The organism is Thermococcus sp. JCM 11816 (assembly GCF_055396515.1).
The window spans coordinates 592,957-606,804 of record NZ_AP043741.1; the positions used below are offsets into that span (position 1 = coordinate 592,957).

At 51.4% G+C, this 13,848-nt stretch carries 18 protein-coding genes and 1 riboswitch; of the genes, 11 read left to right on the forward strand and 7 right to left on the reverse strand.

What is annotated here, in order from left to right:
* The first annotated feature begins 57 nt into the window (after window positions 1-57).
* Both ACZ5TN_RS03255 and cuyB read left to right on the forward strand, forming a co-directional pair.
* A complete protein-coding gene (locus ACZ5TN_RS03255; RefSeq protein WP_054839647.1) occupies window positions 58-402 on the forward strand; it encodes a cupin domain-containing protein in 345 nt (114 codons plus the stop codon).
* Window positions 403-414: 12 nt separating this feature from the next.
* Window positions 415-1,113 (forward strand): cysteate racemase, encoded by a 699-nt coding sequence (gene cuyB / locus ACZ5TN_RS03260; RefSeq protein WP_464917142.1) that lies wholly within the window; start codon window positions 415-417, stop codon window positions 1,111-1,113.
* Here cuyB and corA read toward each other — a convergent pair.
* The gene (gene corA, locus ACZ5TN_RS03265) at window positions 1,110-2,087 is read right to left on the reverse strand and encodes a magnesium/cobalt transporter CorA (RefSeq protein ID WP_464917143.1); all 978 of its coding nucleotides are present in this window, start codon (window positions 2,085-2,087) and stop codon (window positions 1,110-1,112) included. The genes cuyB and corA overlap by 4 nt on opposite strands.
* A gap of 118 nt (window positions 2,088-2,205) precedes the next feature.
* Here corA and ACZ5TN_RS03270 point away from each other — a divergent pair, with 118 nt between their 5' ends.
* Window positions 2,206-3,399, forward strand: a complete 1,194-nt coding sequence (locus ACZ5TN_RS03270) for a redox-regulated ATPase YchF (protein ID WP_464917487.1) — start codon at window positions 2,206-2,208, stop codon at window positions 3,397-3,399.
* 39 nt (window positions 3,400-3,438) lie between these two features.
* Here ACZ5TN_RS03270 and cyaB read toward each other — a convergent pair whose 3' ends face one another.
* Genes cyaB through ACZ5TN_RS03285 form a run of 3 tightly spaced genes read right to left on the reverse strand, consistent with a single transcriptional unit; the run spans window position 3,439 to window position 4,980 of the window.
* Window positions 3,439-3,963 carry a class IV adenylate cyclase gene (gene cyaB, locus ACZ5TN_RS03275; RefSeq protein ID WP_464917144.1) on the reverse strand — a complete coding sequence of 175 codons (525 nt, stop codon included), beginning with the start codon at window positions 3,961-3,963 and terminating at the stop codon, window positions 3,439-3,441.
* Complete coding sequence (locus ACZ5TN_RS03280; RefSeq protein ID WP_464917145.1) at window positions 3,963-4,445, reverse strand: Lrp/AsnC family transcriptional regulator; 483 nt, start codon at window positions 4,443-4,445, stop codon at window positions 3,963-3,965. The genes cyaB and ACZ5TN_RS03280 overlap by 1 nt, the downstream gene beginning before the upstream one ends.
* On the reverse strand, window positions 4,423-4,980 hold the full coding sequence (locus tag ACZ5TN_RS03285) for a UbiX family flavin prenyltransferase (RefSeq protein WP_011249464.1): 558 nt from the start codon (window positions 4,978-4,980) through the stop codon (window positions 4,423-4,425). The genes ACZ5TN_RS03280 and ACZ5TN_RS03285 overlap by 23 nt, the downstream gene beginning before the upstream one ends.
* Window positions 4,981-5,071: 91 nt before the next feature.
* On the opposite strand from ACZ5TN_RS03285, the gene ACZ5TN_RS03290 reads away from it, so the two are divergent.
* Window positions 5,072-5,872, forward strand: coding sequence for a DNA integrity scanning protein DisA nucleotide-binding domain protein (locus ACZ5TN_RS03290; protein WP_011249465.1), 801 nt, complete (start codon window positions 5,072-5,074; stop codon window positions 5,870-5,872).
* A gap of 10 nt (window positions 5,873-5,882) precedes the next feature.
* On the opposite strand, the gene pyk is transcribed toward ACZ5TN_RS03290, so the two are convergent.
* On the reverse strand, window positions 5,883-7,319 hold the full coding sequence (gene pyk, locus ACZ5TN_RS03295) for a pyruvate kinase (protein ID WP_464917146.1): 1,437 nt from the start codon (window positions 7,317-7,319) through the stop codon (window positions 5,883-5,885).
* Window positions 7,320-7,356: 37 nt separating this feature from the next.
* On the reverse strand, window positions 7,357-8,064 hold the full coding sequence (locus ACZ5TN_RS03300; RefSeq protein ID WP_011249467.1) for an archaemetzincin: 708 nt from the start codon (window positions 8,062-8,064) through the stop codon (window positions 7,357-7,359).
* An 81-nt stretch (window positions 8,065-8,145) separates the two neighbouring features.
* Window positions 8,146-8,221, forward strand: a riboswitch (Fluoride riboswitch).
* A gap of 17 nt (window positions 8,222-8,238) precedes the next feature.
* Between ACZ5TN_RS03300 and ACZ5TN_RS03305 the strand changes: the two genes are divergently transcribed.
* From ACZ5TN_RS03305 to ACZ5TN_RS03335, 7 genes are all read left to right on the forward strand, one after another.
* Window positions 8,239-9,105 carry a prenyltransferase/squalene oxidase repeat-containing protein gene (locus ACZ5TN_RS03305; RefSeq protein ID WP_464917147.1) on the forward strand — a complete coding sequence of 289 codons (867 nt, stop codon included), beginning with the start codon at window positions 8,239-8,241 and terminating at the stop codon, window positions 9,103-9,105.
* 66 nt (window positions 9,106-9,171) lie between these two features.
* Entirely contained in the window at window positions 9,172-9,543 is a 372-nt protein-coding gene (crcB, locus tag ACZ5TN_RS03310) for a fluoride efflux transporter CrcB (protein ID WP_464917148.1), read from the forward strand.
* Between the two features lie 4 nt (window positions 9,544-9,547).
* Window positions 9,548-9,928, forward strand: a complete 381-nt coding sequence (locus ACZ5TN_RS03315; RefSeq protein ID WP_011249470.1) for a DUF190 domain-containing protein — start codon at window positions 9,548-9,550, stop codon at window positions 9,926-9,928.
* A gap of 90 nt (window positions 9,929-10,018) precedes the next feature.
* Window positions 10,019-10,534, forward strand: a complete 516-nt coding sequence (locus tag ACZ5TN_RS03320; RefSeq protein ID WP_011249471.1) for a hypothetical protein — start codon at window positions 10,019-10,021, stop codon at window positions 10,532-10,534.
* Between the two features lie 57 nt (window positions 10,535-10,591).
* The gene (gene coaBC / locus ACZ5TN_RS03325; protein WP_464917488.1) at window positions 10,592-11,803 is read left to right on the forward strand and encodes a bifunctional phosphopantothenoylcysteine decarboxylase/phosphopantothenate--cysteine ligase CoaBC; all 1,212 of its coding nucleotides are present in this window, start codon (window positions 10,592-10,594) and stop codon (window positions 11,801-11,803) included.
* 87 nt (window positions 11,804-11,890) lie between these two features.
* Complete coding sequence (locus ACZ5TN_RS03330) at window positions 11,891-12,343, forward strand: HAD family hydrolase (protein WP_464917149.1); 453 nt, start codon at window positions 11,891-11,893, stop codon at window positions 12,341-12,343.
* Window positions 12,344-12,354: 11 nt separating this feature from the next.
* Window positions 12,355-12,972 carry a YigZ family protein gene (locus ACZ5TN_RS03335; RefSeq protein WP_464917150.1) on the forward strand — a complete coding sequence of 206 codons (618 nt, stop codon included), beginning with the start codon at window positions 12,355-12,357 and terminating at the stop codon, window positions 12,970-12,972.
* On the opposite strand, the gene ACZ5TN_RS03340 is transcribed toward ACZ5TN_RS03335, so the two are convergent.
* Complete coding sequence (locus tag ACZ5TN_RS03340) at window positions 12,956-13,666, reverse strand: hypothetical protein (protein WP_464917151.1); 711 nt, start codon at window positions 13,664-13,666, stop codon at window positions 12,956-12,958. The genes ACZ5TN_RS03335 and ACZ5TN_RS03340 overlap by 17 nt on opposite strands.
* Window positions 13,667-13,848 lie beyond the last annotated feature (182 nt).

Sequence of the window (13,848 nt, forward strand, 5' to 3'; positions counted from 1 at the left end):
AAGCGAAGATTTTTTCAATACTGGAGATAATTATACCACGGGAGGGGTGGAGATAATATGAAGGCCGAAATCAAGCACCTCATAGACAGAGGCACTTATAGAAAGCTCCCACTCTTCGAGGGTGAGCTACCTGAGGGGAGCTACGCCCAGATAGTAGAGGTCAAGCCAAAGCAGACCGTCAGGAAGCACTACCATGAGCGCCAGTACGAGCTCTTTTACATCATAAGCGGCGAGGCGAGGTTAGGCATAGGTGATACAGAATACCAGGCGAAACCTGGAGACATCTTCCTTGTAAAGCCGAAGACCGTTCACTGGGTAGTCAACGAAAAAGATGAACCCTTCAGGCTCTTCGTCGTTAAGCTGAACTACTACGGTGACGACTCCGTCTGGCTCGATGAATGAGCGGGTGAGAGCATGCCCGAGAGGGTAATCGGAATCCTCGGTGGGATGGGCCCGCTGGCAACGGCAGACCTCTTCAGGCGAATAGTCGAGAGGACGCCAGCCAGGAGAGATCAGGATCACCCGAGAATAATAATCTACAACAACCCCAAGATACCTGATAGAACGGCCTTTATCCTTGGAAACGGCCCAGATCCGAGGCCCGAACTTATAGCCAGCGCAAAGAAACTCGAAAGCTGGGGCGCGGACTTCATAATAATGCCCTGCAATACCGCCCACTTCTTCGCCGAGACAATTCAGAGGGCGATAAACATCCCCCTAGTAAGCATGATAGAAGAAACTGCAAAGAAGATTGAATCAATGGGCCTCAGGAAGGTTGGCCTCCTTGCCACCGACGGAACGATAAAGGGAATGGTCTACCACAGGGCGCTCCTTAAGAGGGGCATCCACATAGCAGTGCCAAACAAAAAGGATCAGGGGCTCGTCATGAAAGCGATCTATGAAGGCGTTAAGGCCGGAAACCTCGAACTCGGCAGGGAGCTTCTCTTAAAGGTTGCGAAGAAACTTGAGAGGAGGAGTGAGGGAATAATAGCCGGTTGCACGGAGGTAAGTGTCGTCCTGAAGTCGGAAGACTTGAACGTCCCCCTGATAGACCCGATGGACGTAATAGCCGAGAGGGCTGTAAAGCTGGCACTTGGTCTCGAAGACTTCTAGAGCCACCCCTTTCTTCTAAAGTAGAGGAGCATGCCAACTGCTATCACGAGCATCGTTGTTAGGACTGCAGGATAACCGTAGCGCCACTGGAGTTCGGGCATATACCTAAAGTTCATGCCGTAGAGGCCCGTAATGAAAGTCAGCGGAATGAATATCGTCGAAACAACCGTCAGGATTCTAATTATGTCGTTAGTTCTCATCGAGATCGTGGAGTAGTAGAGGTCTATCAGGCTGTTGGCGAGCTCACGCTGGCCCTCTAGGATTTCCAGAACCTCACGGACATGGTCGTGGAGCTCGTCAAGAAAAGGCCGTGTACCCTCACTGAAAAACCTTGACCCCTCAATTTCGAGCCGTCTGAACGCCTCAAGGAGCGGAAAAACTGTTCTCCGCATGAAGAGGATGTCCTGCCGTATGCGGTGTATCTTTCTAAGGGTTCTTGTGTCGCCTCTCGAAAGTATCTCGTTTTCAAGCCCTTCAATTTTGGAGCTTATGGCCTCAATTATCGGGACGTAGTTCTCCACTATTGCCTCAAGGAGAGCAAAGAGAAGGTAGTCTGCCCCCTGTTCTCTGAAAAGGCCCTCTCCCTCGCGGATACCTTCCCTTATGGAGTCAAAAACGTCCCCGGGTATCTCCTGAATTGTTATCAGGAAGTTGTCTTTCAGGATGATGCCGACTCTCTCCCTTTTTAAGCCTCCCTCGCTCTCGTAAACCTGGTGGACGATGAGAAACAGATATTCTGGAAACACGAAGACTCTGACACGGGAGGTCTGTCTTTGAAGAGCCCTTATGGGCCTCTCGTGGATTTTAAAAACGTCCCTTAGCTGCTCCCCCAAAGAAAGACCGTCAACGTTGATCCAGACAACCCGATAATCTTGGAATCCAAGGGCCTCTTCGATATTTGAGAGTTTCCTGCTAACGAATTTGTCTTTTGAATAAGCTATCGCAGTAATCTTAGACTCTTCCTGTCTTTTCATTTCTCTTCCCCCATTCAACGGCACGGACAATTGGTAGAGAATAGTAAAAGAAGAAATTATAGTTTTCGGCCGAAAGGACTTAAAAGCCAGTGGCGAATTTGGGCTGGTGGTGGAGAACATGGAGATAGGCCTCGTTGGAAAGCCAAACGTTGGAAAGTCCACATTCTTCTCGGCGGCAACTCTCGTTGATGTGGACATCGCTAACTATCCGTTCACGACGATAGACGCTAACGTTGGGGTTACCTATGCGATAGCAGAGCACCCGTGCAAGGAACTCGGATGCACGCCAAACCCCCAGAACTATGAGTACAGGGACGGAAAGGCGCTGATCCCGATAAAGATGATAGACGTTGCGGGTCTCGTTCCCGGGGCGCACGAGGGGCGCGGCCTTGGAAACAAGTTTCTTGACGATCTCAGGATGGCCTCAGCGCTGATCCACGTCGTTGACGCAACTGGAAAGACCGACGCAGAGGGCCAGCCAACGGACTACCACGACCCCGTTGAGGACATCGAGTTCCTTGAGAGGGAGATAGACTACTGGATACTCGGGATACTCAAGAAAGGCTGGGAGAAGTTTGCCAAGAGGATAAAGCTCCAGCACATGAAGCTTGAGGGGGCGATAGCCGACCACCTCTCCGGAATCGGCGTGAGCGAGGAGGACGTGTGGGAAGCCATTCACAGGCTCGGCCTCAGCGATGACCCAACGAAGTGGACTGATGAAGACCTGTTCAACTTCGTCCGCGAGCTCAGAAAGGTGAACAAGCCGATAATCATAGCAGCCAACAAGGCGGATGCCGCGAGCGATGAGCAGCTAGAGAGGCTGAAGAAAGAGGGTGAAAAGAGGGGCTACATAGTAATCCCGACCTCGGCGGCGGCCGAGCTAACGCTGAGGAAAGCTGCCAAGGCGGGCTTTATAGACTATGTCCCTGGAAGCTCGGACTTCAAGGTTCTCAAAAAACTGAGTCCAAAACAGGAGAAGGCCCTTGAGCTAATAAGGGAGAAGGTTCTCCAGCGCTTCGGTTCGACGGGTGTGCAGGAGGTAATAAACAGGGCGACCTTTGAGCTCCTCAAGCTGATCCCCGTCTATCCTGTCCAGGACGAAAACAAGCTCACAGACCAGTTTGGGAACGTCTTACCTCACGTTTATCTGCTCCCAAAGGGCTCAACGCCAAAAGACCTGGCCTACAAGGTGCATACTGACCTTGGAAAGACCTTCCTCTATGCCGTCAACGCGAGAACAAAGAGGCGCGTTGGTGATGATTACGAGCTCCAGTTCAACGATATCATAAAGATAGTGGCAACGGCGAAGTGAGCTGCCGTTTTGGGTTAGTTTCCCCTTTTTCATCAGCTTTTATCGGCTGGAGCTCGTCTGAATCTTTTCCTTCAGGAGCTCCTGGTAGAGCCTGGGTTCAACGTCCTTCTCACTGAGTCCGAGCTTTTCGGCAATCTTCCATATCCTTCTTTTGGCGTATTCAACGTCATCACTCATGACTTCGATATCGAGAAAAGCGCCCAATCCTTCAACATCGCTCAGCTCGAACGTCACATCGTCGAGCCTGTAAACGAGCCTCCTCTTCCTTATCCAAACGTCTTCCTCAAACCCTAGTCTTTTGAGTATTTCAACTGTAGTCTCGAAGTCGGAGACCTCGACCTCAAGCTCGTCGAACTCCTCGTTTCTGCCAGGATCCTGTATGGACTTATACGTCAGAAAAGCCTTCCCAAGGTTCGTGATCCTTCGAACTCTAAGTAGATTGGGGAGCGGGAGGGAAAAATAAAGGTCTTCCTGGACTTCTTCCCTGATGAAGGATGCCCCAAGCCCTTCAATTTTTCTCCTGATGTCTTCAAACCCCACTCTGAACTTTATTTCAATCTCCATCAGACGTCCACCAGGAAGCCTATGACGTCTTCACCCTTTACGATGTTGGTGAACGGAAATACTTCTACCTTTCTGAGGCTCGGAAGGGTTCTTATCGTATCGTCGACGAACTTCTCTATCTGCTCCTCTGTTTCCCCGCCGATGAGCGCTATAATTCCGTTTCTGCCGCTCCTTGCAACTGCCAGAACGTTCGGGAGCATTGAGAGTGTTTTTGTGATGTGGGTGATGTACTTCTCAAGGAAGTCCTCTATCACGGGAATCTCCGTCTCAATGTACACTGCAACTACGGATTTTGGCTTCAGCGGCTCTCCAAGGATTATTGTGTATCTATCGATTACACCTTTTTCAATAAGCTTTTTGATTCTAAAGTGGATCGTGGATTCCGGTCTATTTAACCTCTCGGCTAGCTCGGATATTGTGAGTCGGGCATCTTGTTTTAACAGCTTGAGTATAGCCCTATCAAGGTCGTCCAGCTGTACCATGGATCGTCCCCCAACGTTTGTATAATTCATGAGGTATTCCAAGAATATCTAAGATTCTGCCAATTATAAAGTTTATCATATCATCCACAGTTTTAGGTCTTGTATAAAATCCAGGGGATGCGGGCATAATCACAGCCCCCGCCCTGGCGGCCTTCATCATGTTTTCAATATGGATCATGTTGAGTGGAGTCTCTCTGACGAGCAGAATCAGTTTTCGTTTTTCCTTGAGGGCTACATCGGCTGCCCTCGTTATTAAGTTGTCGGCATAGCCGTTGGCTATCGCCGAGAGCGTCTTCATTGAGCAGGGGGCGACAACCATGGCATCGAAAGGATGAGAACCTGACGCGACCGGGGCGAATAGGTCTTTTTCGTCATAGTCGGGCTTTAACTTGATTCCAAGCTCGTGATATGTGACTGCTATTCCTGTCCTTGAAGCAAGAACAACAACCTCATGCCCAAGCTCTTTCAAAACTTCTACCAGCTTCACACCATAAACGGCCCCACTCGCTCCAGTTATTGCAACGATAACCTTCATCCAATCACCTAACGTTCGCTAGGGACGCTTGTTTTAAACTTTTCCGGCAGATTTTTATACTATTTCAGGTTACTATCCTCGGTTGAGGGAGATGAGCGAAGTCATAAGAGTGCTTTTAGAGGAGGCAACAAAGGTAGCGGAGAAAATTGGGGCAAAGGCATTGGTCATTATGGAGGAGCTTCCTGAAGAGGAAATCCCTGACGTTGGCATTACCGTTGTTATAGTTGGCTCTACGTTTGATGTTGAAAAAGATAATGTCAAGAGGATATCAATTCCCCAGAACCTCGACCTCAACAACCTTCTCAACCTCATTTCGGCTTTTCTGCTTGAGCATGGAATCCTGTCAGAGGGCGACTCATTTGTCTACGTAACGGAGAACCTGATCGGCGTTCGTACAATAAAGAGGTCAATCGTTGCCATGAAGAGCTTCTTCGCCCAGAACCAGAACGTCCTTCAAAGGATGCTGGAGATTGCGATAGAGCTGAGCATAGAGGGGAGAGAGGGAAATCCTGTTGGAACAATATTCGTCATAGGGGACACGAGGAGGGTTCTCAAACATTCAAGACAGCTCATTCCAAACCCGTTCAAGGGGCACAGGATAAACGTGCTGGACAAGGAGAGCAAGGAAATAATAAAGGAGTTCGCCCAGCTGGACGGAGCTTTTCTCATCAGGGAGGACGGCAGGATAGTGGCCGCTGGAAGGTATCTGGAGGTAGAGCCGAGGGTTATAGACCTGATGCTTCCCCCCGGGCTAGGAAGCAGGCACATAGCGGCCGCTGGAATAACAAAGATAACCAGCGCGATGGCAATAAGCCTCTCGGAGAGCGGCACTATAAGGATATTCAAGAACGGGCTGATGCTCCTCGAATACAACCCGAGACTGAAATATTGACAAAAAGAGATCAAACGTTGAAGATGCGGATGGTGTTCGTTCCTGCGGTCTTTCCTATGGGCGTTCCCTTCGTCAGAAGTACCGTATCGCCCTCATCTACCAGTCCGAGCCCGGTTATCACGCGCAGTATCTCCTCTTCGCTGGTGTCCTCAACGAGGAACGGATAAACGCCGTAGGAGAACATCAGAGTGTTTTTGACCCATTCATCAGTTACAAATGCCAGTACCCACTGCTTTGGCTTAAAACGGGCTATTAGCCTCGCGGTCTGGCCCGTTCTTGTTGGGGTGAGGATGTATTTAATGTCTATGGAGTTCAGGGCCTCTATTATGCTCCTCGTTATTGCGTCCTTTATGGTACCCTTAGCCTGTCTAGTACCTCTCAGCTCGCTCATCTTCCATTCAACGGTTCTCTCAGCCCATTTGGAGTCCCTGTATGCCTCCGTAGTCTTCGCTATCCTGGCCATCATTTTGACGGTCTCAACCGGGTACTTTCCGACCGCCGTCTCCTCGGAGAGCATCACGGCGTCGGTTCCGTCTAAGATTGCGTTTGCAACGTCGGTGACTTCGGCCCTCGTTGGGAGCTTCTCGTGGGTCATGCTCTCTAGCATCTGAGTCGCTGTTATCACGGGCTTTCCCGCACAGTTTGCCTTTTGGATAAGCTTTTTCTGGAGAATCGGGAGCTTTTCTATGGGCATCTCCACTCCGAGGTCTCCCCTGGCTACCATGACCCCGTCCGCCGCCCTGAGAATCTCGTCGAAGTTTCTCACCGCGTCGGGCCTTTCTATTTTGGCTATCAGGAACAGCTTGCCGTTCCTTTCCTCGACGAATCGCCTTGCCTTTAGAACGTCGTAGGCGGAACCGACGAAGCTTATGCCGACGGCGTCAACTCCGTGCTCCAGAGAGAACTCCAGGAATTCTAAATCCTTCTCGGTTATTGCTTCGATAGCCAGGCGAGCCTTGGGAATGTTGATTCCTTTGCGGGAGAAGAGAGTTCCTCCGACGAGCACCTTACAGATGACATCCTGGTCCCTGACGTCTTCAACCCTTAGCGCTATGAAACCGTCGCTGAGATAGATGACGTCCCCCTTCGAGACGAGCCTTGGAAAGTCCTTGAACTCAACGGGTATAACGGCCTCGTTGCCGATTACGTCCCTCGTGGTAAGGGTTACCGTCTGCCAGCGTCTCAGCGTCACTGAGCCGCCCTCAATCTCACCAACGCGGATCTTCACTCCGGGCAGGTCTCCGAGAATTGCAACGGGCCTGTTGAGCCTCTCAGAGACCTTTCTCACGAGTTTTATCGACTTCTCGTGCTGTTTCAGATCACCGTGGGCGAAGTTTATCCTTGCAACACTCATCCCCGCTCGAACCATTGCCGTTATGGTCTTTTCGTTGAGAGACGCAGGACCTAGGGTGGCTATTATCTTGGTTTTCTGTCCTGGGAGCCGCATGATACCACCTAAGAAGAGATTATGGCAACATCTTAAATTAATCTTTCCCCTTGGTATCTGCTAAAAGGTTCCGTTCAAGCTTCCTGCGGCAAGAGTCGCAGTAGCCCAGAAACCTTGAGTCCCACTCCTCAAGCGTCTGTGGTGGGTTCATTACACAGTCGTTGGGACAGTGTTCCAGCCCGAAAGAGTGCCCAATCTCGTGGAGCATGCCCTTGATAAGCCGCGTCTTGAACGCAGGAAGCTCTCTAGAGAGGACTCTCTCCGCTAAGCTCCTTAGGTCATCATCGGCCAGGGGATTATCAAGTATCTTCAGGGCCATCCTCATGGAATCGGACTCAAATGGGCGCATGGAGAGGAGCATTACTCTCCTGCCAAGCCTCTCTGTTTGGAATCCCAGAAATTTTTCATAGAATCCAAAGTACTTATCCCTGGAAGCTAGGGGAAAGCTCGTTATCCCGAATATCTTATTCATGTTGAGCCCGTCGTTCTTTTCAAGTTCTACCTTAAGCCGGTAGTCCATAAAATCCACCAGGACGTCTAGCGGGAACAGCCTGACCTTTCCTTCTGGTGTTTCAAGGGTTATTAAGTACCCGGGCTCCAGAATAAGCTTGTCTAAATACACGAGGCGAATAGGAAGCCTCCACTCCTCTAAGAGCCTGTTTACGTCGTTGTATGCCTCGAAGAGAGCTTCCTCAACCCTTTCGGATACGAAGTTCGAGACGTATGTGAAGCCTATGTACTCCATTTTACTGCCCAGGGGATTTTGGGAGGAGCCTTATAAAGTTTTTAGGGGCGAACCGTGAAATTTTTAAACGACTTCATATAATTCAGCGCGGGCGATGGCGTCCGCCCGGGGCTTCGAGCCCGAACCGCCCGAAAGGGCTGATGACGCCTGTTCTACTCCACAGGAGGCGGTAGAATGGGCTCGAAGCTTGATGAGTTTGCACGCTTTGTTGATGTGCACAAAGCACTTGAGTACGTCGAGAAGAGAAGGCACGAAGACGGCGGCTACTGCTTCGTCAGCGTCCTGAACGACACCAACGTGAACGACACCTACTATGCAGTCAAGATATACGACCTGCTCGGCCTCGGAGTCCCTGAGAAGGAGAAGACCATCGAATTCCTTGAAAAAGCGATTCAGCCCCAGACGGCCGTTGTAGCCATAGCAATGGCCCTCGAAGGCCTTGCGATACTTGGAGCGAAGGACATCGCGAGGGAGCACGTGGACATCGTCTATACCAAGTACAACCCCCTCAAAGATAAGTTTGCCGTTGGTCTTGGCGGCAGTGAGGAGTTCGGAACTGCGACGCCCCTTGAGGCAACATACTGGGTCGTTAAGGCTTTCAAGGCAATTGGACAGCCAATAAGCGAAAAGGAAAGGGGGAAGATACGGGCCTTCGTGATGAGGTTCAGGATGAGAAACGGCTTCGGCGTCAAGCAGCCGACGACCACTATGACCTACCAGGCACTCTACACCCTCTACGCGCTTGGTTACCACCCACCCAGAAGTCCTCACTTCCGGAACTGTGAGCTCTGCGGCGATTGGGGCGGCTTTACGGAGGTTCCGTACAGCCTGCCACCCTATCTTGAGCCGACGTTCTACGCAACAAGGGGGCTTGAGCTCCAGGGAGAGACCCTAACCTGCCCGAGGAGGCACATCTGGTTTATCCGCCAGCTTCAAAACTCCAACGGCGGCTTCAGGAGAAGTCTTGAGCTTGGAATTTCAAACTTCCAGAACACATACAGGGCGCTTGCAGTGGTAGATGCCATGATGAGGTACCTGTAAATCTTTTAAACAATCCATCCTTTCGAAAGCTCCTGTGTGTAGGACTAACGTGCGGGAGGAAGTACCATGAACCTCAGAATAGCGATGGCGATAGCACTGGGAGGCGCGTTTGGAGCAGTCGCGAGGTTCTACATCTCGGGCCTGCTCCCCGTCTACGGGGACTTCCCGGTTGGAACCCTGATGGTGAACAGCATAGCTAGCCTTATCCTCGGATACCTCTACGGACTCCTGTTCTGGGGCTTTGATGTTCCGCCTGATTGGAGGGCCTTTTTCGGAACAGGCTTCTGTGGGGCGTTGAGCACTTTTTCAACGTTCTCCTATGAGACCTTCTCGCTCCTGCGCGAGCGTGAGTACCTTATAGCGACCCTCAACATTTTGGCAAACGTTATAATCACAATCGCGTTAGTATTTGCGGGCTTTATGCTGGCCCGGAGGTGAAAACATGGTCGAAGTTGAGCACTGGAACACGCTCCGTCTCAAGATTTACATCGGCGAGAACGACCGCTGGGAGGGGAAGCCCCTGTACAAAGCAATAGTGGAAAAGCTTCGTGAAATGGGGATGGCAGGGGCTACTGTCTACCGCGGCATCTACGGCTTTGGAAAAAAGAGCCGCGTCCACTCAAGCGACGTTATGAGGCTTTCAACGGACCTTCCAGTGGTTGTGGAGGTTGTGGATAGAGGGCATAAGATAGAGAAGGCAATATGCGAGATAAAACCCATGATAAAGGATGGGATGATAACGGTCGAACCCGTCATAGTGGTGTGGGTCGGCACTAAGGAAGAGATCGAAAAGTTCGAGGAAGACGCCGTTAGAGAAACGTAGAGTACTAATTTTTGGACATTAATCAAAAACTTAATAAACTCCTAAAGACGATGGCCTTATAAGACTCCATATAATCAGGGGTGGCCGTAAATGATGTCCCTTGAATTCGAGGTTCCCCTCGATCTCCTCAACGATGTCATGGACTTCATCATCGAGGAGGATGCAAAGCTCCAGTGGGTTCGCTACTCAAAGAGAACGAATTCCGTGGTAATAAGGGTTTTAATCTCCGCCGAGGTTATTGAGCAGTTTCTCCTTAGACTTGCGAGGGTCGTTGGTATTCCCCTCGAAGTTACCATAGTAGAAGAAAAAATCGGTGAAAAGCTGATTCACGAGGCGTTTCTGTTTAGTGTTGAGGTCTCCTCTGGCACTTATCCCGTGTTCGTGCTTCTCTACTACAACGTCAGCAAGTTTTATCCCGACAGAATAGTAGTTGGGACGCTGGCAGATGCCCCCCAGGAGCTCGTGGACGCCGTGTTCTCAAGGACGGTTGGCAAGCTCAGACTCCTGGACACTGAGAAGGCCAAAAGTACCGTGGAAAACGGGATGCTTTTAATATACCTACGAGCCAACCCGCCCTCGGGACAGCTCGGAGTTAGTTCCGCTTAACTGGTTGTTTTAGGCAAGGTCTTTAACCCCTTTTTCTAACTACCTACGGTGATTCAGATGCTCCATCACGTCAAGCTTATCTACGCGACCAAGAGCAGGAAGCTTGTTGGGACGAAGATCGTGCTGGCTATTCCAGGAAGCATAGCGGCGGTTGAATGCGTTAAGCTGGCCAGGGAGCTGATAAGGCACGGCGCAGAGGTTCACGCGGTAATGAGCGAAAACGCCACGAAGATAATCCATCCTTATGCCATGGAGTTCGCCACGGGAAACCCGGTAGTTACTGATATAACGGGCTTCATCGAGCACGTTGAACTTGCTGGAGAGCACGAGAACAAAGCCGATCTCGTTCTCGTCTGCCCTGCGACAGCTAACACCATATCAAAGATAGCCTGCGGAATTGACGATACTCCCGTTACAACGGTCGTGACGACGGCTTTTGCCCACACACCCATAATGATAGCTCCAGCCATGCACTCGACGATGTACGACCACCCGATAGTTAAGGAAAACATAGAGAAGCTGAAGAAGCTTGGAGTAGAGTTCATAGAGCCGCGCTTTGAGGAGGGCAAGGCAAAAGTCGCTTCAATAGAGGAAATAGTTTACCGTGTAATCAGGAAGCTTCATCCCAAGAGCCTCGAAGGAAAGCGCGTCCTCGTCACTGCAGGTGCGACAAGGGAGTACATTGACCCGATCCGCTACATAACCAACGCGAGCAGCGGAAAAATGGGAGTGGCGATTGCGGAAGAGGCGGAGTTCAGGGGCGCCGAGATAACGCTCATACGTACCAAGGGCAGTGTTCCGAGCTTCGTGGAGAACCAGATAGAGGTAGAGACCGTCGAGGAGATGCTTGAGGCGATAGAGAGTGAGCTGAAGGGCAAAAAGTACGACGTCGTTGTCCTGGCCGCTGCAGTCAGCGACTTCCGGGTGAAGAACAGGGCGGATGTGAAGATAAAGAGCGGGCAACCGCTCGTTCTCGAGCTTGAGCCGACGCCGAAGATAATAGACCGCGTTAAGGAACTCCAGCCCGGGGTTTTCCTCGTGGGCTTCAAGGCCGAGACAGGTCTCAGCAAAGAAGAGCTGGTAGCCGCTGCCAGGAAGCAGATTGAGCGCGCTGGAAGTGATCTCGTGGTGGCAAACACCCTCAAGGCCTTTGGAAGCGAGGAGAACGAGGTTGTCCTGGTCGGAAGGGACTTCTCAAAGAAACTCCCCAGAATGACCAAGCGCGAGCTGGCGGAGAGGCTCTGGGACGAGATAGAGAAGATGCTTTAGCCAGGTTTTATCTTTTATCGATTTATTCTCAAAACGTGAACGGGAAGTTTTTTAGCGACACTTCTTGAACTTCCATCGGTGTGTAAAATGAAAGTGGAAATACCTAACTACGGAGAAGTCCAGATAGACTCTGTTATTTTCGACCTCAACGGCACCCTAGGGGAGAGCGGGGGAGTCGATGAGGAAGTTAAGCACCTCCTTGAGAGGCTGGCGGATAAGTACACCGTCGTCGTGATAAGCTCTGACACCTTTGGCACGCTGGAAGAAGAGCTTGGAGGTCTTCCAGTACGAATCGAGAGGGCCTCAAACGCCTCTGAAAAGGTCGAGATAGCTAGGGGCTACGCCCCATATGCGGCGGTTGGCAACGGCAACAACGACGTGGCGATGCTTGAAGAGGCTGAGCTGGCGTTCTGCGTCATCGGAAAGGAGGGGGCAACCGTTGATGCCCTCCTGGCGAGCGACGTCGTTGTCACCGACGTGAGAGACGCCATAGCGATGCTCCTCGATGAGAAGAAGCTCATCGCGACGCTGAGAGGGTGAGGTGATAGCGTTTGGAGTACAGGACGCTGAAGGGCCTCGGCACTGCCCAGCTAATAATCAAGAAGTCCGTCTTCATAGGCTATGCCTCTCCAGCGAACACAGAAGAGGAGGCAAAGAACTTCATATTGAGGATAAAAGCTCACCACAGCGACGCGACCCACAACGTCTCTGCCTATCTCATCAACGACGGGAAGAACTTCGCGGTCAGATATGACGACGACGGCGAGCCAAAAGGCTCGGCGGGAAAGCCAGTCCTCAAAGTCATCCAGAACAAAAACCTCAGCAACGTTGTGGTTGTGGTTACGCGCTACTTCGGCGGGATAAAGCTCGGCTACGGCGGTCTGGTGAAGGCCTACAGCGATGCGGCGAGCTTGGCAATAGAGAACGCAGGAATCGTTGAGGTGCATGAAACGGAGCGCTTCGAGGTGACTTTTCCCTACAACCTCTTTCACACAGTCAGGAGCACGATAGAGGAGAACGGCGGCAGGGTTGTGGGAGAGGAGTACGGGGAGCTCGTGAGGTTCACGGTCGAGACGAAGAAGGGGGAAGCAGAACCTCTGATGGAGCTGTTAACTGAGAGGGCGAGGGGGAGGGTAAGATTAAAGCCTCTCTTCATGAGGAGCGTTTAGCCACCATTCCCTTCACCCGGTCCCAGAGGTAGAGAAGAAGGGCCAAAGTTATTGGCATCCTCACAGCGTAGAACTGGACACCTTTCTCGGTCTTCCGGGCTTTTAGCTTGTAGAGGTATGGGTTAACGCCCCTGGAGCGCAGAAGTTCCCTCTCGTGCTCCTTGTACGCCTGTATCAGGATATCTAGAGCGTCTTCACCATCATTAGCTCTGTTTTTCCTGATCTCAATGAACTCCTCGCAGTCGGGAACCGGCTCCCCTTCTTTCAGGCTAAGCACATCAGCTACGAGCTCGCGCCTTCCCCTGTCGTCGAGGAGTTCGCATATCCTCCTGACCGAGTCCCAGCCCTCTAAATCCTCCGCCTTCCAGTAAAGCCACTCGAAGGCATCGTAGCGGTAGGCCCGTTTGTTGATCCTCCTTGTCCACTCGATCCCGAGTCTGAGAGCTATTCTTGCCAGTTCAGGCTCCTCCCGCTTCAGAATTCCAGCGATCCGCCCCAGGATTTCAGCCTTATCATCGGGATCGGGAATGAGGTAATGAAACTTGAAGGCCATCTTTGCCCTCTCAATGCTCTCATCCTCCCAGAGGTAAACCCAAAACGCCCTGTAAACCGCCCATTCGAAGCCTTTACCATCGAGAAGGTACGCCACCTTGAGTGCCTTCTCAAGGTTGCCTTCCTTGGCGAAGTGCTCCACGGTTTTGACCACATACCATTTCAGCTCTCCGTTCAGCGTATCCTCCGGCAGGGTTTTGAAGAACTCATGGGGGCCTTATCGAACATCCCTGACCCGACGAAGCGCTCGGCTGATTCTACGGGGCTCTCTGGCTGCATGGAGTCCTTCTCCAGAGGCAAGTTTAAAAATTTACCGCATGAAGA